Source organism: Sphingomonas sp. NPDC079357 (genome assembly GCF_044901155.1).
GTDB lineage: Bacteria > Pseudomonadota > Alphaproteobacteria > Sphingomonadales > Sphingomonadaceae > Sphingomonas.
Map to the genome: position 1 here is coordinate 439,421 of NZ_JBJDOM010000001.1, position 19,405 is coordinate 458,825.

Below are 19,405 nucleotides of genomic sequence, written 5' to 3' on the forward strand. Positions count from 1 at the left end.
CGATAACGTCGCCTTGAGTGGACATAAGGGATGCCCACCGGAAGCAGCGGCGAATGAGTGGTCAGGCGTAGGCGTAGGGACCGCCCGCCGACAGCGCCCGCTGATAGGCGGGCCTTGCGTGAATGCGCTCCAGCCAGCCGATCGTATTGGGTCGGCCGGCATCCAGTCCGGCGCGATGGCGCGCGGCTTCGAGCGGGAAGCTCATCATGATGTCAGCGGCGGTAAAGGTATCGCCGGCAAACCACGGATGGTCGGCGAGTGATGCCTCGACATAATCGAGATGACGGGCGATCATCGGCTGGATTCGCGCGGCGATCCGCTTACCGACCAAAGGGATGCGCGAGACGATCAGCTTGACAAGGAGCGGCGGCATCAGCGAGCCTTCCGCATAGTGAAGCCAGAAACGATAGGCGAGCGCATCGTCCCGCTTCGACGGCGCGCCAAGCCGTCCATCGGCACGATCAACCAGGTATTCGACGATCGCCCCGGTCTCGGCGACGATCCGCGGCCCGGTCGAGCTGTGTGCGACGGTGTCTTCGATGACCGGCGACTTGCCGAGCGGATGGACACGGCGCAGCTCGGGTGGCGCCAGCATCGTCGCCCTGTCGCGCTCATAGCGCTTCACCTCGTACGGAATTGCCAGCTCCTCAAGCATCCAGAGGATGCGCTGCGAGCGGGAGTTTTCGAGATGGTGGACAATGATCGTCATGCAACTTCCTTCCCCGCCCGCGCGGTCACGATCTGTATCGCGGCGGAAAACGTGACCATGCCGCCCTGTATCCGCGACGCGAACAGATCACGCAACATCGTCTCATGTCGTGCGCGATCCGGAGCTTGGCTGGCGGCAAGGAACGGGGCGAGCGGGCCGATACGGCGATAGAAGTCCAGCGCGCTTTCGATGGGGTCCATGCCGCCGCCAACCGGATAGTCGACACGTTGCCGGGTAATCTGCACGTCGTCCCAGCCGCCCTGATCGAGCAAGGCGCGGACGAATTCCCCGTCCGCAAACGCGAACGGCCCGGGTTCATAGCCGTCGACAATCGGCTGGCTAAGACCAAGCGCGTTCCGGGGTGTCACCAACCAGTCATTCTCGGTGCGGGCGGCGAAGCAGGAAAAGATCAGCGGCGCTCCGGTGACCGATGCCGCGCGGAGCGCCGCAAAGGCCGGTACGGGATCGTCGAAGAACATCAGCCCGTGACGCGACACCAGCAGGTCAAGCGGCGCGAGCGTCGGGAGCAACGGCACGACGTCGCCGGTCGCGAACGTCACCGCTCCCGCCTCCGACCGTTCCGCCCCATTGGTGATCATCTCCGCACGGCGACGAGCCACTGCGATCAGCGCGGCAGACAGGTCGATGCCGGTGATCCGCAGCCCAGGGCGGGCGGCAGCGACGGCGAACGTGGTGCTCCCCACGCCGCAGCCGAGATCTGCCGCCCGCCCGATCTGTGGCGCGATCGCGTCGATCGCCACATCGAGCGCCGCCGCAATCCCACTGAATGCGCGCTCGGTGCGCACATATTCTTCCGCCCAAACGTCGCCGACCCGTCCGCGCCAGTCGGCGGCATTGGTCATGCGCTATGCGTCCGGCCCGATACGATCGCGATCAGACGTCGTCTTCCTCGCTGGGTCCCGCCATCATGCCGTCGGCCACCTGCTCGGTACGACCGCGAATGGCCTTTTCCAGCCGCTCGGTCATTTCCGGATTCTCACGCAGGAAGTTTTTGGAATTCTCGCGCCCCTGCCCGATCCGCACCGAATCATAGGAGAACCACGCGCCCGCCTTCTCAACCAGCCCGGCCTTGACGCCGATGTCGAGGATCTCGCCGATCTTCGAGATGCCCTCGCCATACATGATGTCGAACTCGACCTGCTTGAACGGCGGCGCGACCTTGTTCTTGACCACCTTGACGCGGGTCGAATTGCCGATCACCTCGTCGCGATCCTTGATCGCGCCGGTGCGCCGAATGTCGAGACGGACCGAGGCGTAGAACTTCAGCGCGTTGCCGCCGGTCGTCGTTTCGGGATTGCCGTACATTACGCCAATCTTCATGCGCAGCTGGTTGATGAAGATCACCATGCAGCGCGAGCGGCTGATCGAGCCGGTCAACTTGCGTAGGCTCTGCGACATCAGTCGCGCCTGCAGGCCGACGTGGCTGTCGCCCATTTCACCCTCGATCTCGGCGCGCGGCACCAGCGCGGCGACCGAGTCGACCACCAGCACGTCGATCGCATTCGAGCGCACCAGCGTATCGACGATCTCCAGCGCCTGCTCGCCAGTATCAGGCTGCGAGACGATCAGTTCGTCGATATTGACGCCGAGCTTCTTGGCATAGACCGGGTCAAGCGCGTGCTCTGCGTCGACGAACGCGGCGGTGCCGCCGTTCTTCTGCGCTTCGGCGATGACGTGAAGCGCAAGCGTGGTCTTGCCCGAGCTTTCAGGACCATAGACCTCGATCACGCGCCCACGCGGCAGTCCGCCCACGCCCAACGCGATGTCGAGCCCAAGCGAGCCGGTCGAGATCGCCTCGACCTGCATCGTCTCCTTCTGCCCCAGCTTCATCGCCGAGCCCTTGCCGAAGGCGCGATCGATCTGTGCCAGTGCAGCATCGAGTGCCTTCTGACGGTCTGTATTCGCGGTTGCCATGCCGGTATCGATCACCTGAAGTTTGGCGGCCATTGCCGTGGAGCCTTTCGCTAGAGCAACCGCGCGCCGCATTCAACGCGCCGTGCCGTTGTATTCAGTTTGTTCCATTAGAACAAGTAGAGAACTTTGCCGCGAATACAAGCGCTCAGCCGGTCATGGCGCGCGACCACACCCGCGTTCCGCCAGCGGCGGAGTCGCACGCCGGTGCACGAAATCAGCCGATGGTGGTGGCGCAAAGCCACCAATCGGATGCCGCTTTGGCGATCCGCGTGGCGGCGGAGTCGCGAGCTTCGGTATCACGAAACAGCGCAAAACAGGTCGCACCGGAGCCGGACATGCGCGTCAATATCGCCCCCGGTGCCGCGGCGAGCCCGGAAATAACAGCCCCAATCACGGGTGCGATCGCTTCGGCGGGCGGTTGGAGGTCGTTTCTGCCCGCCATGGCGCGCTCCAGTGTCGTTCCGGTCAGATCGAGCGCACCGCGGTCGACCCCGTCCCAGTGCGCGAAGACCTGTGCGGTCGACACTGCCACCCCGGGGTTAACCAGCAGCGCCGGCATGTCGCCCAGCCCCGCCACCGGGGCCAGCGCATCGCCGCGTCCGCGTCCGAAGGTCGGGCGGCCGAGCAGGCAGGCGGGCACATCCGCACCAAGGTCGGCCGCGATCGTCAACAACCGTGGCGTGTCGACCGGCAGCCCGTGCAGCCGGGCAAGCGCGCGCAGCGTGGCGGCGGCGTCCGCCGAACCGCCACCGATCCCGGAGGCGACCGGCAGGTGCTTGTCGAGCGTGACAGCATGCGCGGCGTCCGGCGTGAACGCCTGCCGGAACGCCGCCTCCGCGCGTGTCACCAGATTGTCGGCCGCCGGGCCGACCGCGTCGGCGAACGGGCCGGTGACGGTGAAGCACGGCGTCGTCGCGGGCGCGACGGTCACGCGGTCACCGTGGCGCGCAAACACGAACAACGTTTCCAGCTCGTGATAGCCGTCCGCCCGCCGGGCGCGAACGTGCAGCGCGAGATTGAGCTTTGCGGGAGCGGTTTCGACGATCTTCACTGCGGCAATCCCCGTTCGATCTTGGTGGCGAGCCGCGCGGTTACGGCCGGGGTGGCGGTCGACTGCGCGGCGGTCCAGACGTAGCGCGCCTCGTAGCGGCGACCGGCCTGCCAGTAGAGATCCCCGAGATGCTCACCGATTTCGGCGTTGAGCGGATCGCGCTCCGCCGCGCGCTCGATCAGCGGCAGCGCCCGCTCCGGCTGCCCGCGCAGGTACAGCGCCCAGCCGAGCGAGTCGGCGATCGCGGCATCGTCGGGCTTCAGCCGCGCCGCTTTCTCCAGCATTGCCTGGGCCTCATCGATCCGCTCGCGATGCTGGGTCAGCGCATAGCCCAGATAGTTGAGCGCGAGCGGCTGGTCCGGACCCTTCGCGACCGCCTTCTGCAAGGCATCGCGCGCCGCGGGCCACCGCCCCGCCCCATCGAGCGCCGCGCCATATTGCAGCCAGTCGGTCCAGTCAGCGCCTGCGCCGGCCTGCTTCACCAACCGGGCGTAAAGCGGCACAGCCTGCACCGGACGATCGAGCTGCATCTGCAAGTCGGCGAGCCGCTGAATGTCGCCGACCGGCGTCTTCTTCGTCACCGACAGCGTGTCAAGCAAGGCCAGCGCTTCCTCCTCGCGCCCGCCATCGGCCAGCATCTGGACGCGCCCGGTCGCGGCGAGCGACGCATAGGGACTGTCGGCGGGCACCTCGCCGAGCAGCGCCAGCCCCGCGTCGAGCGCATCGTCCCCCGCCAGCACCCCGGCGAGCAACAGCCGCGCGCGATCATTGGCGGGATCGGCGCGCAGCGCGGCGCGGAGCAACGTGTAGGTGAGCACGCCAGGATCCTCGCCGGTCGCGAGGTCGGCGGCGATCCGCGTGAACAGATGCGATGCACCGAACGCGAGCGTCGGACGTGCGCCGCGTGCCGGCTCGATTCGCAGCGCGGTCGACCCGGCATTGTCGTCGAGCAGCGCGCGGGCGACCGTGTCCTTGCCCTGCCCGATCAGCAGCCGCGCTGCCGCGACCCGCTCGTCCAGCGCGGCGAGATCGGCCGCGCCGCCGAGCGCGCGCACCGCCGCCACGCCTTCATCGGTGCGACCGGTGGCGATCAGCAGCAGCGCGCGCGTTTCGGCGGCAAAGCGCCGCGCGACCGGCTCGTCCGGGGTCTGCGCCAGCGCGGCGAAGGGATCGCCGCCGCTCTCGAACGCCAGCCACGCGCGCAGCGGCGGCGCGAGGATGCGCAGTCGGTCGCCGTCGAAGCGCTTAAGCGCCGCCTCCGCGCCCAAGCGGTTGCCGTCGCGTGCGGCGCGGGCCAGCGCGAGCAGCGCGGTGTCGGAGGGTGCGGCGCTCTGCGCGGCGAGCGCTGCGGCGGCGCGGTCGGCGAGCGGCATGTCACCGGCGCGCACCGCGGCGCGGAAGGTGCGCAGCGCAATCGAGATGTCCTGCGGATCGTCGGCGAGCACGCGGGCGTACTCCTGCGCAGCACTGGCGATCGCCCCGTCCGCTTCCGCGATCCGCGCGCGGGCATAGGCGGCCGGGTCGACCGTCGCGGCGGACGCGGGCAGCGCGGTACTGGCAAGCGCCGCGGCGAGCGGGAGCGCGAGACGGCGGGTAAGCGTGGTGGCGGCCTTTCGGATAGGACAGGTCGAGGGCCGTTCGGGGTAGAGGCGGCGGGCGGCGAGGTCCAGTGGCGGCGGGCGGCAGGTCATGCGTGTCTCAACACGCGAGAGGGCGGGTGCGTTCAGGTGGGCGTCGCGATCGGATGTAAATGCTGGAGGCTGGCAGAGCGGACTACCCCGTCGCAGGTTCGCCGATGAGGCCGGCCGACAAACGGCACCACCGCGCTCCTCAACGGTGGCTCAATCGAGATCGTCGCGACACCGCAAGGTGCGAAGCCAATCGCGAACCTGCGACACTTCGGCTCGCAGGATTGTCTTCCCGGTCGCGACGATATGATAATGTCCGCCTTCAATCACCGGGCCGAATGGGTTTACGAGCAAGCGCGACCGTATCTCGGGCGCGGCAAGGACCAGGCTGCTCACCACCGCACCATGTCCGGCGATCGCCGCCTGTAGCGCGTGGCTGTCGTCCGTCAGCCGGACACCCGTCGTGACGGGCAAGCCGGATAAGCCTGCCTGCCGCGCCCAGCTCGCCCAATCCGGCGCCTCCATCGGCCCGGTCCAATCGGAATGCAGCAGCGGAACATGGAACAGGTCAGCGTGTTGCCTGACCCCAAGGGTAGGGCTGGCAAGCACGCCGACACGTTCCGGCACCAACCGCTCGGCCACGAGGCCGGCAAACGGACCATCTCCATACCGGACGGCGATATCCGCATCGCCGGCAAGCAGATCCACTACCGAATCGCTGGCGTGGAGGTGCAGGTCGATGCCGGGATGCGCCGCCGCAAAGGCACCGAGTGCCGGCACGAGACGTCGCGCGGTGAACAGCCGCGTTGCCGACAGCACGACGCGGGGACGGGAATGCAGCGGTCGAAGGTGCGCGATCGCTGCCGCGAAGGAATCGAACCCGTCACGCAAAACGGGAAACAGCGACTTTCCGGCCGCCGTCAGCGCGACCCGGCGGACATGACGGACGAACAGCGGCTGCCCGAGGACATTCTCCAGCAAACGGACCTGGTGGCTGATCGCTGTAGGCGTCACGCCCAGCTCATCGGCCGCCTTTTGGAAGCTCAGGCGACGGGCGGCGCATTCGAACGCGCGCAGCGCCGTAAACGGCGGGAGGCGACGGGGAACGCCGCCAGATGAATCAGATTCAGCCATCGGACGAGAAAGGATCGTTCGTCACGGCTCTCAACACAAGCCCATACGGGCTGCATGACAAATGAGGTCAATTCCACCATGCCCCGATCCTCCTCCGATCCCCTTCGCCTGCTGCATATCGACTCCAGCGCCCGGTTCGGATGTTCCGGTGACGAGGCGCATGGATCGCACAGCCGGCGCCTTTCGCATCGCTTCGTCACGCGCTGGACCTTCAAGCGACCACGCGACGTGGTGGTGCGCCGCGATGTCGCGACGATGCCTCCAACGCCGATCGACGCGGGCTGGATAGATGCCGCCTTCACGCCGCCGGAGCGCCGCTCCACCGCACAATCGGCGCGCCTTTCGGAAAGCGACCAGCTTACGGCCGAATTGCTCGCAGCCGATCTGCTGGTAATTGGCGCCCCGATGTACAATTTCGGCCTGCCGTCGCAGCTGAAGGCCTGGATCGACAATATCGTGCGGGTCGGCGTCACTTTCGGGTTCGATCGGTCGCGCGATGGCGAGCCCTATTGGCCGATGCTGCCGCAAGGCAAACGGCTGGTCATCCTCTCTGCGCGCGGTGATTACGGCTATGATCCGGGCGGGCGGCTGGCGACGATGAACCTCGTCGAGGCCGGCCTACGCGTTCCGCTCGGCTATATCGGGCTGAGCGACAGCCATTCGGTCGCGATCGAATACGACGAGTTCGCGGACGAAAGGCTAGCGGCGTCGATCGCTGCGGCCGAGCGGGCGACGGATGAGCTGGTCGATACGCTGGCCTCGGATTATCAATGATCGGAACGGCCTACGAGCGTGTGCGCCCCGGAATCGGGTCCGGGGCGACGGCACGACAGCCTCACATGTTCGGATAGTTCGGCCCGCCGCCGCCCTCCGGCACGACCCAGTTGATGTTCTGCGTCGGATCCTTGATGTCGCAGGTCTTGCAGTGGACGCAATTCTGCGCGTTGATGACGAACTTCGGGTCGCCGGTTTCCTCGCCGACGATCTCGTACACGCCCGCCGGGCAATAACGCTGGGCGGGCTCGTCGTAGAGCGGGAGGTTGTAGGCGACGGGGACGTCGGGGTCCTTGAGCGTCAGATGGACCGGCTGATCCTCCTCGTGATTGGTGTTCGACAGGAACACCGACGACAGGCGATCGAAGGTCAGTACGCCGTCCGCCTTGGGATAGGCGATCTTCTTCACCAGATCCTTGCGCCACAGCGTCTCGTGATCGGGGTGGTGGTGCAGCGTGAACGGCATCTTCAGCCCGAGATATTCCGCCCACATCGTCACGCCCGCCAGTCCCGAGCCAAGGAAGTCGCCGAACTTCTTGACCAGCGGCACGACATTGCGAACGATCGACAGCTCCTTCTTCACCCAGCTGCGCTCGAACGCTTCCGGATATGCGGCCAGCTCGTCGCCGCCGCGCTGCGACAGGATCGCGTCGACCGCGGCCTCGGCGGCGAGCATCGCGCTCTTCATCGCGGTGTGCGTGCCCTTGATCCGCGGCACGTTGAGGAAGCCGGCGCTGTCGCCGATCAGCGCGCCGCCCGGAAAGACCAGCTTCGGGATCGACTGCAACCCGCCGTCATTGATCGCCCGCGCGCCATAGCTGACGCGCTTGCCGCCCTTGAGCAGCGCGGCGACCTGCGGGTGGGTCTTCCACTTCTGCATTTCCTGGAACGGGGAGACATAGGGGTTGGAATAGTTGAGCCACGTCACGAAGCCGATCGACACCTGCCCGCCGGCCTGATGATAGATCCAGCCGCCGCCATTGCCGCCATGCTCGCTGAGCGGCCAGCCCTGCGTATGGACGACCTTGCCCGGTTCATGGAGCGCGGGGTCGATGTCCCACAATTCCTTGACTCCGAGGCCGTAGACCTGCGGATCGCAGTCGCGGCGCAGGTCGAAGATCCGCATCAGCTCCTTGGAGAGATGCCCGCGGCAGCCCTCGGAGAAGAAGGTGTATTTGGCGTGGAGTTCGAGGCCGGGCTGATAGTCGCCCTTGTGCGTGCCGTCGCGTGCGACGCCCATGTCGCCGGTCGCAACGCCCTTCACGCTGCCGTCCTCGCTGAACAGAATCTCGGCGGCGGCGAAGCCGGGGAAGATTTCGACGCCCAGCTCCTCGGCCTTGCCCGCCAGCCAGCGACACAGATTGCCGAGCGAGCCGGTGTAGGTGCCCTTGTTGTGGAGGAACGGCGGGGTCCACAGGTGAGGCAGGTTGAACTTGCCCGATTTGGTCAGCACCCAGTGATGGTTCTGCGTCACCGGCACCTCGGCGAGCGGGCAGCCATCCTCGCGCCACGTCGGGAGCAATTCGTCGAGCGATTGCGGATCGATCACCGCGCCCGACAGGATGTGCGCGCCGACCTCCGAGCCCTTTTCGAGCACGCAGACCGAAATGTCGGCCTCGCGTTCGGCGGCGAGTTGCTTGAGGCGGATCGCCGCCGACAGCCCGGCCGGCCCGGCACCGACGATCACCACGTCATAGGGCATGGATTCGCGGTCGCTCACTTCGTCTTCTCCTGCGCGCGCACCCGCACCGGGCGCTCGTCGTATCGTGCCAACGTTCTATCGGCATCGGCGGTGCCAGTAAGTTGACCTTCGCGTCAACTCTCCATCCTATGGCGGCATGGGGGCCGATCAGAATCTCGACTGGACGAAGGCGGCGGCCAGCGCGCTCGACTGGTGGCACGATGCCGGGGTCGACGTGGTGGTCGGCGACGAGGGGTTCGCATGGCTCGACAGCGCCGCGCAGCAGCTCGCGGCACGACAGGCGGCGCGCCCGGTCGCGGCCACGGTCGCGGCCCCGGCCGGCGATGCGCTGCCCGAGGATGCGGCGACGTTCGCGACGTGGCGCATCGGCGAGGCCGCGCCCGAGGCGCGCTGGGGCGGCGGTGCGATCGCGGCGAGCGGGCCGGCGGACGCCGAGCTGATGGTGTTCGTCGACTGCCCCGAGCGCGATGACCGCGAGCTGCTGATGGAGGGCGAGGTCGGGCGATTGTTCGACCGGATGCTCGCCGCGATCGGGCGGTCGCGCGCCGATGTCGCGCTCGCCTCGGTGTGCGTACGGCGGCCGACGACCGGGCGCGTGCCGCGCGATATCGAGGCGCGGCTGGGCGAGATCGCGCGGCATCATGTCGGGCTCGCTGCGCCGAAACGGCTGCTGGTGATGGGCGATGCGGCCAGCCGTGCGATCCTGACGATGAATGTCGCGGATGCGCGCGGGCGTTTTCATACACTTAACCATAAGAATGGCACGATCACACAGGTCGTGGCGAGCCATCACCCGCGCTTCCTGCTCGATCGGCCCACGGCCAAGGCGGAAGCGTGGAAGGACCTGTTGTTGCTGACCGGGGAGGTCGAAACGTGAAAATTGCCTTTGCCTCCGGGCTGATGGTCGCCACCGCGATGGCGCTGGTCGCGCCGGCGCAGGCCGCGCCGGTCGGCGGCGGGTTGCCGGTCGTCGCGCCCCCTGCCCCGCCGCCGTCGGCCAGCGAGGATGCCGGTATTCCGGCGCAGCTGACCCCCGAGCAGCGCAGCGCCTATCGCGCGGTGTTCGCGGCCTTGCACGAAGGGCGGTGGAGCGACGCGCAGCTGGCGCTCGACGCGATGGCGACCGGCCCGCTCCACGCCTATGCGCGCGCCGAGCTGTACACCGCCAAGGGCTCGCCCAAGGCGGACGGTGCGGCGGTCGCACGCCTGCTCGCCGAGGCGCCCGAACTGCCGCAGGGCGATGCGCTGCTGCGCGTGGCCAAGGCGCGCGGGCTGAGCGACCTGCCGATCCTGCCCGAGCAGCAACGGCTGATCTGGAACGACGGCGCGCCGATCCGCGTCCGCGCGAAAGCGACCGCCAGCGACCAGATCGCCGCCGATCTGGCGATAAAGATGCAGCCGCTGGTCAAGGCCGATCTCGGCGCCGAGGCGCAGGCCTTGCTGGAGAGCACCGCCGGCCTGACGCCCGAGGCGCAGACCGAATGGCAGGCGCGGATCGCGTGGATCTATTTTCTGCAAGGGCTCGATCCGCAGGCGCGTACGATGGGTGCGAAGGCGGCGCTGGGCAGCGGCGACTGGGCGATCCACGGACGCTGGACGCAGGCGCTGGCGGCGTGGCGGCAGCAGGATTGCGCCACCACGCAGACCGAGTTCGAGAATGTCGCGGCGCGCAGCCCTGACATCGACCTGCGCGCCACCGCGCTGTTCTGGGCAGCGCGCGCCGACATGGCATGCGGGCGGCCTGACAAGGTCGAGGCGCGGCTGAAGATCGCGGCGCAATATGGCGAAACCTTCTATGGGCTGCTCGCACGGCAGGCGCTGGGGCTCGGGATGCCGGCGGTGCGACCTCAGCGCGTCTCGGCCGACTGGACGCGACTGGAGCGACGCCCGAACATCCGCGTCGCCGCGGCGCTGGCCGAGATCGGCGAGAGCGACGATGCCGACCGCGTCGTGCGGCAACAGGCGCGGATCGGCACGCCGGCTGAATTCACCAGTCTCGTCCGTTTCAGCGAGTCGCTCAACCTGCCCGCGACCACCGTCTGGCTGGCGCACAATCTGCCGCAGGGTGCGGTTGCGACCGCCGACACGCGCTATCCGATGCCGAACTGGACGCCGGACACCGGATGGCGGATCGACAAGGCGCTGGTCTATGCGCACACGCTGCAGGAATCGGGGTTCCGCAACAAGGTGCGCAGTCCGGCCGGGGCGTTCGGGCTCATGCAGATCATGCCCGCCGCCGCGACCGATTACATGCGTGAGCGCGGGCTGACGATCGACCAGAATGCGCTGGCGCGACCGTCGACCAATATCGATATCGGTCAGCGGCATATCGAGAAGTTGCGCGACATGGGGCTGACCGGCGGGCTGCTGCCCAAGGTGATCGCGGCCTATAATGCCGGGCCGAAGCCGGTCGGCGAGTGGAACGCGCTGGTCCACGATAACGGCGATCCGCTGCTCTATATCGAGAGCATCCCCTATTGGGAAACGCGCGGCTATGTGGTGACGGTGCTGCGCAATTACTGGATGTACGAGGCGCAGGGCGGCAAGGCGAAGAGCCCGAGCCGCGCCGCGCTGGCGCAGGGCATGTGGCCGCGCTTCCCCGGACTGCCGGGGGCAAGCGCGGTGCGGATGAACCCCGCGCCGAACACCGCGCTGGCGGTGAACGCCAGCGTCGGGGTGCAGACGCCGATCCAGTCGAACTGAGAGAGCGGACGTCGAGGCCGTCAGCCCGGCGCCGGTGCAAGTTCGGGGCGACGCAGAGGCGGGTCCTGAACGCTCCTCCCGCGCCGGAATAACTCGTCTTGCCCCACTCCCGCCGTCACCCCGGCGAAGGCCGGGGCCCAGTTGGGAAGGCCGTCGTAACGAAGCGTGACGCGCATCATCAGCGTCCCCCGACTGGACCCCGGCCTTCGCCGGGGTGACGCCCCAATTGACGTTGTTCCGGAGAAGACCGGTCGGCCGCTGGACGCCCCCGCCCCGCCCCGCTACCCCGGTGCCATGCCGATTGACGAAAGCCGCGCCTTCCTGCCCGTCCGCATCGCGGTGCTGACCGTATCCGACACGCGCGGGCTGGCGGAGGATCGCTCGGGCGACACATTGGTCGCGAGACTGTCCGATGCCGGCCATGTGCTCGCCGAGCGCGCGATCCTGCGCGACGATGTCGACGCGATCGTCGCGCAGCTTCATCGTTGGATCGACGATCCGCAGGTCGATTGCATCGTCACCACCGGCGGCACCGGCGTGACCGGGCGCGACGTGACCCCCGAAGCGATCGAGCGCGTCGCCGACAAGATGATCCCCGGCTTTGGCGAACTCTTCCGCTGGCTGAGCTTCCAGACGATCGGCACCTCGACGGTGCAGAGCCGTGCCTGCGCGTGCGTGGCGCGCGGCACCTATGTATTCGCGCTGCCCGGCTCGACCGGCGCGGTGAGGGATGCGTGGGACGGTATTCTCTCGACGCAACTGGATAGCCGCCACCGGCCCTGCAATTTCGTCGAGCTGATGCCGCGGTTGACGGAGCGGTAGGAACGGACGTCCTTGCGAGCGTCGCGAAACAATCCAGGGCGTCCTTGCGAGCGTCGCGAAACAATCCAGGGCGTCCTTGTTCGTCACTGGATTGCTTCGCTGCGATCGCAAGCACGAACAACTCACCCCGATTGCGACGCCGCCAGTTCGTGCCCGTCGACATCGCGGAAGTGGAAGCGCCGTCCGCCCGGGAAGGCGAAGATCGGCACGGTGATCGTACCGCCGGCCCCCTCCACCGCAGCCTGTGCCGCCTCCAGATCCTCGACCTCGATCACCGGCATTGGCGCGGCGACACGATCCGACGCCGCGTCAAGCCCGACATCGGTGTCGCCACTGAGCGTCGCCGCATAATCCGGCCCGAAATCGGTAAAGGTCCAGTTGAATGCCTGCGCGTAAAAGCGTTTGGACGCCGCGCGGTCGCGGGTCGGCAGCTCGAGATAATAGAGGCGGGCCACATCACATCTCCCTGTTTGTTCTTGATGTGTTCTATGGCGCACGATAGCCTTGCGCAATGGCGAATCCACGGCCGCACCGCGGCGCGACCCTCAACACGCGGAGCGCGCGCTTCAATCTGCCGCAGGCGGAAGAGGATGACGACTGGCGAGACGCGCGGGAGACGATCGACGGCGCGCCGCCGCCAGTGCGCACGACCGTCACCGTCGAGCATCCGCGCACGATCATCTCGCGCAACCAGTCGCCCGACGTGCCGTTCGACCGCTCGATCAACGCCTATCGTGGTTGCGAGCATGGCTGCATCTATTGCTTCGCGCGGCCGAGCCATGCGTTTCACGACCTGTCACCGGGACTCGATTTCGAGACGAAGCTGTTCGCCAAGCCCGATGCCGCCGCGCTGCTGCACGCTGAATTGCGCAAGCCCGGCTACGCCTGCGCACCGATTGCGATGGGCACGAACACCGATCCCTATCAGCCGATCGAGCGCGAGTGGCGGATCACGCGCGAGCTGATCGAGGTATTGGCGGCATGTGACCACCCGCTGGTCATCACCACCAAGTCAGACCGGGTAGTGCGCGACCTCGACCTGCTCGCCCCGATGGCGGCCAGGGGACTCGTGGCGGTGGCGATGTCGGTCACCTCGCTCGATCCACGCGTCGCGATGACGCTAGAGCCGCGCGCGACCGCGCCCGAGCGGCGACTGGCGGCGGTGCGCACGCTCAGCGACGCGGGCGTGCCGACCTATGTCAACATGGCGCCGGTGATCCCGGCGATCACCGACTGTGAGGTCGAGACGATCGTCGCGCGCGCGGCGGCGGCGGGGGCGCTGGGCGTGTCGTACATTCCGGTGCGGCTACCGTGGGAAGTCGCACCGCTGTTCCGCGCATGGCTCGACGAACATTATCCCGATCGCGCGGGCAAGGTGATGGCGATCGTGCAATCGCTGCGTGGGGGCAAGGACAATGACCCGCGGTTCGGGATGCGGATGAAGGGTCAGGGGCCGTGGGCGGAATTGCTGCGCACGCGCTTCCGGATCGCGCGGACCAAGGCGGGGTTCCCGGACCGGCGCCGTTCGCTGGACCTGCGCTGCGATCTGTTTCGCAAGCCGGCGGGGGCGCAGGGGGAGTTGTTCTAGGAGGCCCCGTCATTGAACAAGGTGAGGTCAGCGCTCCATACCTCACCGCCCCAGCCGAACCCTGCTCGACATCAGCCGTCCGTGCGCGGGGAGCGCCGGGGCGAAGGCGCCGAGGCCCGGGGCGTGCGGCATGTCAACGTAGATCGCCTCCATCCCGCCGCGCGCGGCATAGGCCTCGTGCCAGAAGCCGTTGCCGTGGCGATCGGCGAGGAAGTCCTTCCACCAGCCGGCGTGCGGCATCGAGCGGGTGAATGCCTCCAGCGCATCGAGGTCGCGCCAATATTGGCGGATACCGACGTGGTTCCAGCCGTGCAGGCATTGATGCGCGGCGAGCAGGCCATCGGGCGGCGATTGCGCAATCTCGCGCAGGCCGCGACCGATGCGCAGGAAAGACGGCAGGCCGCGCAGGCTGCCCACCCGAAATCCGAGCATCACCACCACCAGATCCGGCCATTCGGCGAGATCGACGGTCATCCTTCTGGCATCGGTGGCTTGCATGTTCGTCGCTCCAGTGCTTACACCGTACACTTAGGCACGCATGTATACGGTGTAAACAGGCAATGGTTCCTTCGGCGGGATTGCGCGACACGTTGCTCGACCATGCGATCGCGATGCTGGAAGCCGGCGAGGCGGAGCCGGGCATCAGGGCGCTCGCACGCGCGGCGGGGGTGTCGGCGATGGCACCGTACCGGCATTTCGCCGACAAGGCGGCGTTGCTGGCGGCGGTCGCCGAACGCGGGTTTGCGATGTTTCTCGACGCGCTGTCGGCGGCGGATGCCGAGGGGAGCGATGCCGAGCGACTGGTAGCGCAGGGGGGCGCCTATGTCGCCTTCGCCTGTGCGCACCCGGCGCTGTTCCGCGCGATGTTTGCGTGCGGGGCGGGGACACCCAAGCAGCCGGACGCGCCGGCTTTTTCAATCCTCACCGGCCGCGTCGCGGCGCTGGTGGGGGAAGACGATCCGGTTTCCGCGCTGGGCTGCTGGGCGATCGTGCACGGGCTGGCGACGCTCGCGCTGGATGGCGGCGTGCCGCTGGCACCGGAGCAAGTGCGCGCGGTGTTGCGGACGTATGTCGCGGGGATTGTGGCGGGGGCGCAGAACTGCCCCACCCCCGGCCCCTCCCCTGAAAAGGAAGGGTGAGGTCGCTTAACCTACCGACCGCAGACGGGTTTCCTCGACCTCGAAATCGACCTTGGTGACGCCCGGCAGCGCCTCGATCCGCTCGGCCAGTTCGGCGTCGAGCGCGAAGTCGCGGTCGAGGATCACGGTCGCGATCTCGCCCTCGCCGATCGGCACCTTGAGCGTCACTTTCCCGCGAGCCCCGCGCAAGGGTCCGATCAGCGCGGCGAGCCCCGCCACAGCGCTGGCATCGACGACATGCACCTCCAGTGCGAAGCGCGTCGAAGTGGCGAGCGTCTCGAACGGCTTGATCGACTTGACCGTCACGCGCGGGGTTTCCTCGCCGGGGCGGCGGTCCAGCTCGACGGTCGCCAGGCCGCAGCCGCCGTTCTTGGCGGCCTCCTCCAGATCGGCGGCGGGGCCATCGTCGAAGCAGGTCGCCATGAACTGACCCGTCGCGTCGGAGAGCGTCGCCATCATATAGCGTTTGCCGCGCGCCGAAGTGCGCCAGCGCGCCTCCTCGACCAGCACCGCCATCGTCGCCATCACCCGCGCGCCATCGGCGATCTGCAAGTCGCCGAGCGCGACATAGCTGCGCGCGCCATGCGTTTTGGCGAGGTGACGATAGCGGTCGACCGGGTGCGCGGAGAAATAGAAGCCAAACGCCTCCTTCTCCTGCTCCATCCGCTCGGCGAGCGACCAGCGCGCGTTGGCGGGGAGCTTGATCGCGTCGCCCGCGCCGGCATCGTCGCCGAACAGCCCCCCCTGCCCGCTGGTCCGCCCCTCATGGGTGCGCGCGGCGATCGCCAGCACCGTCTCGGCGACGGCATGAACGCCGGCGCGGTTAGGCTCCAGCCCGTCGAACGCGCCCCCGGCGGCAAGCGTTTCGAGCTGGCGTTTGTTGAGCAGGCGTGGATCGACGCGGGCGGCAAGATCGTCGAGGCTTTTGAACGGGCCAGACGTGGTGCGCTCCTCGCAGAGTTTCTCCATCGCGCCCTCGCCGACCGACTTGAGCGCGGCGAGCGCGTAGCGCACCGCCGGCTGGCCTTCGTCGTTCAGCTGGACGTCGAACTCGGCGACGCTGCCGTTGATGCACGGCGGGAGCAGCGGAATGCCGAGCCGCCGCGCGTCGTCGACGAAGATCGCGAGCTTGTCGGTCAGGTGCAGATCGTAACACATCGACGCGGCAAAGAATTCCGCCGGATGGTGCGCCTTCAGCCATGCGGTCTGGTAGGCGAGCAGCGCATAGGCGGCGGCGTGCGACTTGTTGAAGCCATAGCCGGCGAACTTGTCGATCAAGTCGAACAGCTGGTTGGCATAGGGCGCGGGGATCTGGTTGTGTTCGGCGCAACCGGTGACGAAGGTGGCGCGCTGCGCGTCCATCTCCGCTTTGATCTTCTTGCCCATCGCGCGCCGCAACAGGTCCGCGCCGCCGAGCGAATAGCCCGCCAGCACCTGCGCGGCCTGCATCACCTGTTCCTGATAGACGAAGATGCCATAGGTCTCGGCGAGGATCGGCTCCAGCAAGGGATGCGGATAGGTGATCTCCTCCGTCCCCTGCTTGCGCCGGCCGAACGACGGGATGTTGTCCATCGGGCCGGGGCGATAGAGCGAGACGAGCGCGACGATGTCGCCGAAATTGGTCGGGCGCACCGCCGACAGCGTGCGGCGCATCCCCTCCGATTCGAGCTGGAACACGCCGACCGTGTCGCCGCGCTGAAGCAATTTGTAGACGCCCTCGTCATCCCACTGCAGCGCGTCGAGATCGACGTGGATGTCGCGCTTCTTGAGCAGCTCGACCGCCTTCTTGAGCACCGACAGTGTCTTGAGCCCGAGGAAGTCGAACTTCACCAGCCCGGCGCCCTCGACGTATTTCATGTCGAATTGCGTGACCGGCATGTCCGAGCGCGGATCGCGATAAAGCGGGACGAGCTGCGCGAGCGGTCGGTCGCCGATCACCACGCCCGCTGCGTGGGTAGAGGAGTGGCGCGGCAGCCCCTCCAGCTTGGTCGCGAGATCCCAGAGATGCCGGACCTGATTGTCGTTGGAATATTCGCGCGCAATCTCCGGCACGCCATTCAGCGCGCGCTTGAGATCCCACGGGTCGGTCGGGTGATTGGGCACCAGCTTGGCGAGCCGGTCGATCTGGCCATAGCTCATCTGAAGCACGCGCCCGGTGTCCTTGAGCACCGCGCGCGCCTTGAGCTTTCCGAAGGTGATGATCTGCGCGACCTGATCGCGGCCGTATTTCTCCTGCACGTAGCGGATCACCTCGCCACGCCGGGTTTCGCAGAAGTCGATGTCGAAGTCGGGCATCGACACGCGTTCCGGGTTGAGGAAGCGCTCGAACAGCAACCCGAGCTTGATCGGATCGAGATCGGTGATCGTCAGCGCCCACGCGACGACCGAGCCCGCACCCGAGCCACGCCCCGGCCCGACCGGAATGTCGTGATCCTTTGCCCATTTGATGAAATCGGCGACGATCAGGAAATAGCCGGGGAAGCCCATCTGGATGATGACGTCGACCTCGAACGCCAGCCGCTTGCGATAGGTCTCGCGCCAGTTCGGATCATCGGCAGGTTGCGCGCCGAGTTCCTCGATCCGGTCGAGCCGCGCCTCCAGCCCCGCCGCGGCGTCGTTGCGGAGCATCGCCGCCTCGCCCTCGCGATCACCGGCGAGGCTGGGGAGGATCGGCTTGCGCTTCGGCGCGGCCACCGCGCAGCGTTGCGCGACGACGAGCGTGTTCGCGAGCGCCTCGGGCAGATCGGCGAACAGCGCCGCCATCTCGATGGCGGGCTTCATCCACGCATGGCCGCAGCTGCGCGGGCGATCCTCGCTTTCGACATAGCTCGACGAGGCGATGCACAGCATCGCATCATGCGCGTCGCCGAAATCGGCTTCCTCGAAACAGCACGGATTGGTGGCGACGATCGGCCAGTTGCGGTCGTAGGCGAGGTCAAGCAGCAGCGGCTCGGCCTTGTCCTCGATTGCATCGTCGCGGCGGCACAGCTCGATATAGAGCCGGTCGCCGAAGATCGCATGCAGGCGGTCGGCATAAGCCATGGCGCGATCGGGCTGGTCCTCGGCGAACAGCCGCGCGACCCCGCCCTCGCCGCCCGCGGTCAGCGCGATCAGCCCGGCGGAATGCCGTTCCAGCACGTCGAACGCGACATGCGGCGCGAGTTCGAGCGGACGATCCAGATGCGCATGGCTGACGAGCGCGCAGAGATTGTCGTAGCCGGTTTCGTCCTGCGCATAGAGCGCGATCCAGTCGGTTGCGATCGCGACGCCCTCGGGCATGTCCGGGCGCGCGACGCCGAGCATCGTGCCGATCACCGGCTGCACGCCCGCGCCCATCGCCGCGTCGGAGAACGCCATTGCGGCGTAAAGACCGTTGCGATCGGTCAACGCGGCGGCGGGGAAGCCGAGCTTCGCCGCGCGCTTGGCGATCGCCTTCGGCTCGATCGCGCCGTCGAGCATGGTGTAGCTGGAGAAAATGCGGAGTGGCACGAACCCGGAATGCGGCATCGCGGCAACCTAGGCGCGCCGACCCGATTCGACCATCCCCGCCGCCGCACGCGGAACCGCAAACACGCCGACCCGTTCGCCCAGCCGGAATGGAGTGATCGACATGGCACAATTCGGAGCTTCATCGGAACGCGGGTTCGGCATTCCCGGCGCATCGGCGACCGGCGCGGGATGGGGCTGGATCATGGCCTATGGCGTGGTGTCGGTGCTGCTCGGTGTGGCGGCTTTCGTTTGGCCGTTCGCGGCGACCTATGCGGCGACCGTCGTGATCGGCGTGCTGCTGTTCGTCTCGGGCGTGTTCTCGATCGCCGCCGGGCTGTTCGGTCAGGGGCATGAGGGACGCATCTATGCGGTGCTGTTCGGGCTGCTGTCGGTGATCGTCGGCGCGGTGATGGTGTTCGAGCCCGCGACCGGCGCGCTTTCGCTGACGTTGATGGTGACGGTCTGGCTGCTGGTGCGCGGCATGCTGGAGGTCGTACTCGGCTTCCGGATGCGGCGGCGGCGCGGACTGATGATCGCGCTGGGCGTGGTGAACATCCTGCTGGCCGGGTTCATCCTCGCCACGGTGCCGTGGTCGGCGCTGACGCTGCCGGGGTTCATTCTCGGGGTGAGCTTTCTGGTTGGCGGCGTGACCGCGATCACTGCGGCGAGCGATCACCGCAAGGGCGCGAATGCGTTCGCGATGCCGGGGTGAGCCATCGTCGTCACTCCCA

Annotated in this window: 17 protein-coding genes; 7 read left to right on the forward strand and 10 right to left on the reverse strand. The window is 67.6% G+C overall.

Annotated features, from left to right (window positions below):
* Positions 1-61: 61 nt before the first annotated feature.
* The 6 genes from ACI2JO_RS01925 to ACI2JO_RS01950 all read right to left on the reverse strand — a co-directional run bounded on the left by ACI2JO_RS01925 (position 62) and on the right by ACI2JO_RS01950 (position 6,457).
* Positions 62-709 carry a glutathione S-transferase family protein gene (locus ACI2JO_RS01925; protein WP_404719066.1) on the reverse strand — a complete coding sequence of 216 codons (648 nt, stop codon included), beginning with the start codon at positions 707-709 and terminating at the stop codon, positions 62-64.
* Positions 706-1,572 (reverse strand): class I SAM-dependent methyltransferase, encoded by an 867-nt coding sequence (locus ACI2JO_RS01930; protein ID WP_404719067.1) that lies wholly within the window; start codon positions 1,570-1,572, stop codon positions 706-708. The genes ACI2JO_RS01925 and ACI2JO_RS01930 overlap by 4 nt, the downstream gene beginning before the upstream one ends.
* 31 nt (positions 1,573-1,603) lie before the next feature.
* Positions 1,604-2,677, reverse strand: coding sequence for a recombinase RecA (gene recA / locus ACI2JO_RS01935; protein WP_404719068.1), 1,074 nt, complete (start codon positions 2,675-2,677; stop codon positions 1,604-1,606).
* Between the two features lie 181 nt (positions 2,678-2,858).
* On the reverse strand, positions 2,859-3,695 hold the full coding sequence (locus tag ACI2JO_RS01940; RefSeq protein ID WP_404719069.1) for a 4-(cytidine 5'-diphospho)-2-C-methyl-D-erythritol kinase: 837 nt from the start codon (positions 3,693-3,695) through the stop codon (positions 2,859-2,861).
* Positions 3,692-5,386, reverse strand: a complete 1,695-nt coding sequence (locus ACI2JO_RS01945; protein WP_404719070.1) for a tetratricopeptide repeat protein — start codon at positions 5,384-5,386, stop codon at positions 3,692-3,694. The genes ACI2JO_RS01940 and ACI2JO_RS01945 overlap by 4 nt, the downstream gene beginning before the upstream one ends.
* A 150-nt stretch (positions 5,387-5,536) precedes the next feature.
* A complete protein-coding gene (locus ACI2JO_RS01950; protein WP_404719071.1) occupies positions 5,537-6,457 on the reverse strand; it encodes a LysR substrate-binding domain-containing protein in 921 nt (306 codons plus the stop codon).
* Positions 6,458-6,535: 78 nt separating this feature from the next.
* Between ACI2JO_RS01950 and ACI2JO_RS01955 the strand changes: the two genes are divergently transcribed.
* The gene (locus ACI2JO_RS01955) at positions 6,536-7,231 is read left to right on the forward strand and encodes an FMN-dependent NADH-azoreductase (RefSeq protein WP_404719072.1); all 696 of its coding nucleotides are present in this window, start codon (positions 6,536-6,538) and stop codon (positions 7,229-7,231) included.
* Between the two features lie 61 nt (positions 7,232-7,292).
* Here ACI2JO_RS01955 and ACI2JO_RS01960 read toward each other — a convergent pair whose 3' ends face one another.
* The gene (locus ACI2JO_RS01960; protein ID WP_404719073.1) at positions 7,293-8,951 is read right to left on the reverse strand and encodes a 4Fe-4S dicluster domain-containing protein; all 1,659 of its coding nucleotides are present in this window, start codon (positions 8,949-8,951) and stop codon (positions 7,293-7,295) included.
* Positions 8,952-9,069: 118 nt separating this feature from the next.
* Here ACI2JO_RS01960 and ACI2JO_RS01965 point away from each other — a divergent pair, with 118 nt between their 5' ends.
* From ACI2JO_RS01965 to moaB, 3 genes are all read left to right on the forward strand, one after another.
* Complete coding sequence (locus ACI2JO_RS01965) at positions 9,070-9,810, forward strand: uracil-DNA glycosylase family protein (RefSeq protein ID WP_404719074.1); 741 nt, start codon at positions 9,070-9,072, stop codon at positions 9,808-9,810.
* A 38-nt stretch (positions 9,811-9,848) separates the two neighbouring features.
* Positions 9,849-11,636: a lytic transglycosylase domain-containing protein gene (locus ACI2JO_RS01970; RefSeq protein ID WP_404720308.1), complete on the forward strand. Its 1,788-nt coding sequence runs from the start codon at positions 9,849-9,851 to the stop codon at positions 11,634-11,636.
* Between the two features lie 294 nt (positions 11,637-11,930).
* Complete coding sequence (gene moaB, locus ACI2JO_RS01975; RefSeq protein ID WP_404719075.1) at positions 11,931-12,458, forward strand: molybdenum cofactor biosynthesis protein B; 528 nt, start codon at positions 11,931-11,933, stop codon at positions 12,456-12,458.
* Positions 12,459-12,580: 122 nt separating this feature from the next.
* Here moaB and ACI2JO_RS01980 read toward each other — a convergent pair whose 3' ends face one another.
* Positions 12,581-12,913 carry a VOC family protein gene (locus tag ACI2JO_RS01980; RefSeq protein ID WP_404719076.1) on the reverse strand — a complete coding sequence of 111 codons (333 nt, stop codon included), beginning with the start codon at positions 12,911-12,913 and terminating at the stop codon, positions 12,581-12,583.
* Positions 12,914-12,969: 56 nt separating this feature from the next.
* Between ACI2JO_RS01980 and ACI2JO_RS01985 the strand changes: the two genes are divergently transcribed.
* Positions 12,970-14,046 (forward strand): PA0069 family radical SAM protein, encoded by a 1,077-nt coding sequence (locus tag ACI2JO_RS01985; protein ID WP_404719077.1) that lies wholly within the window; start codon positions 12,970-12,972, stop codon positions 14,044-14,046.
* A 42-nt stretch (positions 14,047-14,088) separates the two neighbouring features.
* On the opposite strand, the gene ACI2JO_RS01990 is transcribed toward ACI2JO_RS01985, so the two are convergent.
* On the reverse strand, positions 14,089-14,544 hold the full coding sequence (locus tag ACI2JO_RS01990; RefSeq protein ID WP_404719078.1) for a monooxygenase family protein: 456 nt from the start codon (positions 14,542-14,544) through the stop codon (positions 14,089-14,091).
* 62 nt (positions 14,545-14,606) lie between these two features.
* Here ACI2JO_RS01990 and ACI2JO_RS01995 point away from each other — a divergent pair, with 62 nt between their 5' ends.
* On the forward strand, positions 14,607-15,185 hold the full coding sequence (locus ACI2JO_RS01995) for a TetR/AcrR family transcriptional regulator (RefSeq protein ID WP_404719079.1): 579 nt from the start codon (positions 14,607-14,609) through the stop codon (positions 15,183-15,185).
* Between the two features lie 6 nt (positions 15,186-15,191).
* Here the strand turns inward: ACI2JO_RS01995 and dnaE are convergent, their stop codons facing one another.
* The gene (gene dnaE / locus ACI2JO_RS02000) at positions 15,192-18,692 is read right to left on the reverse strand and encodes a DNA polymerase III subunit alpha (RefSeq protein WP_404719080.1); all 3,501 of its coding nucleotides are present in this window, start codon (positions 18,690-18,692) and stop codon (positions 15,192-15,194) included.
* 103 nt (positions 18,693-18,795) lie between these two features.
* On the opposite strand from dnaE, the gene ACI2JO_RS02005 reads away from it, so the two are divergent.
* Positions 18,796-19,386 carry an HdeD family acid-resistance protein gene (locus ACI2JO_RS02005; protein ID WP_404719081.1) on the forward strand — a complete coding sequence of 197 codons (591 nt, stop codon included), beginning with the start codon at positions 18,796-18,798 and terminating at the stop codon, positions 19,384-19,386.
* The last annotated feature ends 19 nt before the right edge of the window (positions 19,387-19,405 follow it).

What these genes read in the sequence shown, in the direction of transcription:
- moaB (WP_404719075.1), top strand. Translation starts at nt 11,931, where the DNA reads ATGCCGATTGACGAAAGCCGCGCCTTCCTGCCCGTCCGCATCGCGGTG.
- ACI2JO_RS01970 (WP_404720308.1), top strand. Translation starts at nt 9,849, where the DNA reads ATGGCGCTGGTCGCGCCGGCGCAGGCCGCGCCGGTCGGCGGCGGGTTG.
- ACI2JO_RS01950 (WP_404719071.1), bottom strand. Translation starts at nt 6,457, where the DNA reads ATGGCTGAATCTGATTCATCTGGCGGCGTTCCCCGTCGCCTCCCGCCG.
- ACI2JO_RS01985 (WP_404719077.1), top strand. Translation starts at nt 12,970, where the DNA reads ATGGCGAATCCACGGCCGCACCGCGGCGCGACCCTCAACACGCGGAGC.
- recA (WP_404719068.1), bottom strand. Translation starts at nt 2,677, where the DNA reads ATGGCCGCCAAACTTCAGGTGATCGATACCGGCATGGCAACCGCGAAT.
- ACI2JO_RS01990 (WP_404719078.1), bottom strand. Translation starts at nt 14,544, where the DNA reads ATGCAAGCCACCGATGCCAGAAGGATGACCGTCGATCTCGCCGAATGG.
- dnaE (WP_404719080.1), bottom strand. Translation starts at nt 18,692, where the DNA reads ATGCCGCATTCCGGGTTCGTGCCACTCCGCATTTTCTCCAGCTACACC.
- ACI2JO_RS01995 (WP_404719079.1), top strand. Translation starts at nt 14,607, where the DNA reads ATGGTTCCTTCGGCGGGATTGCGCGACACGTTGCTCGACCATGCGATC.
- ACI2JO_RS01930 (WP_404719067.1), bottom strand. Translation starts at nt 1,572, where the DNA reads ATGACCAATGCCGCCGACTGGCGCGGACGGGTCGGCGACGTTTGGGCG.
- ACI2JO_RS01925 (WP_404719066.1), bottom strand. Translation starts at nt 709, where the DNA reads ATGACGATCATTGTCCACCATCTCGAAAACTCCCGCTCGCAGCGCATC.
- ACI2JO_RS01965 (WP_404719074.1), top strand. Translation starts at nt 9,070, where the DNA reads ATGGGGGCCGATCAGAATCTCGACTGGACGAAGGCGGCGGCCAGCGCG.
- ACI2JO_RS01955 (WP_404719072.1), top strand. Translation starts at nt 6,536, where the DNA reads ATGCCCCGATCCTCCTCCGATCCCCTTCGCCTGCTGCATATCGACTCC.
- ACI2JO_RS02005 (WP_404719081.1), top strand. Translation starts at nt 18,796, where the DNA reads ATGGCACAATTCGGAGCTTCATCGGAACGCGGGTTCGGCATTCCCGGC.
- ACI2JO_RS01945 (WP_404719070.1), bottom strand. Translation starts at nt 5,386, where the DNA reads ATGACCTGCCGCCCGCCGCCACTGGACCTCGCCGCCCGCCGCCTCTAC.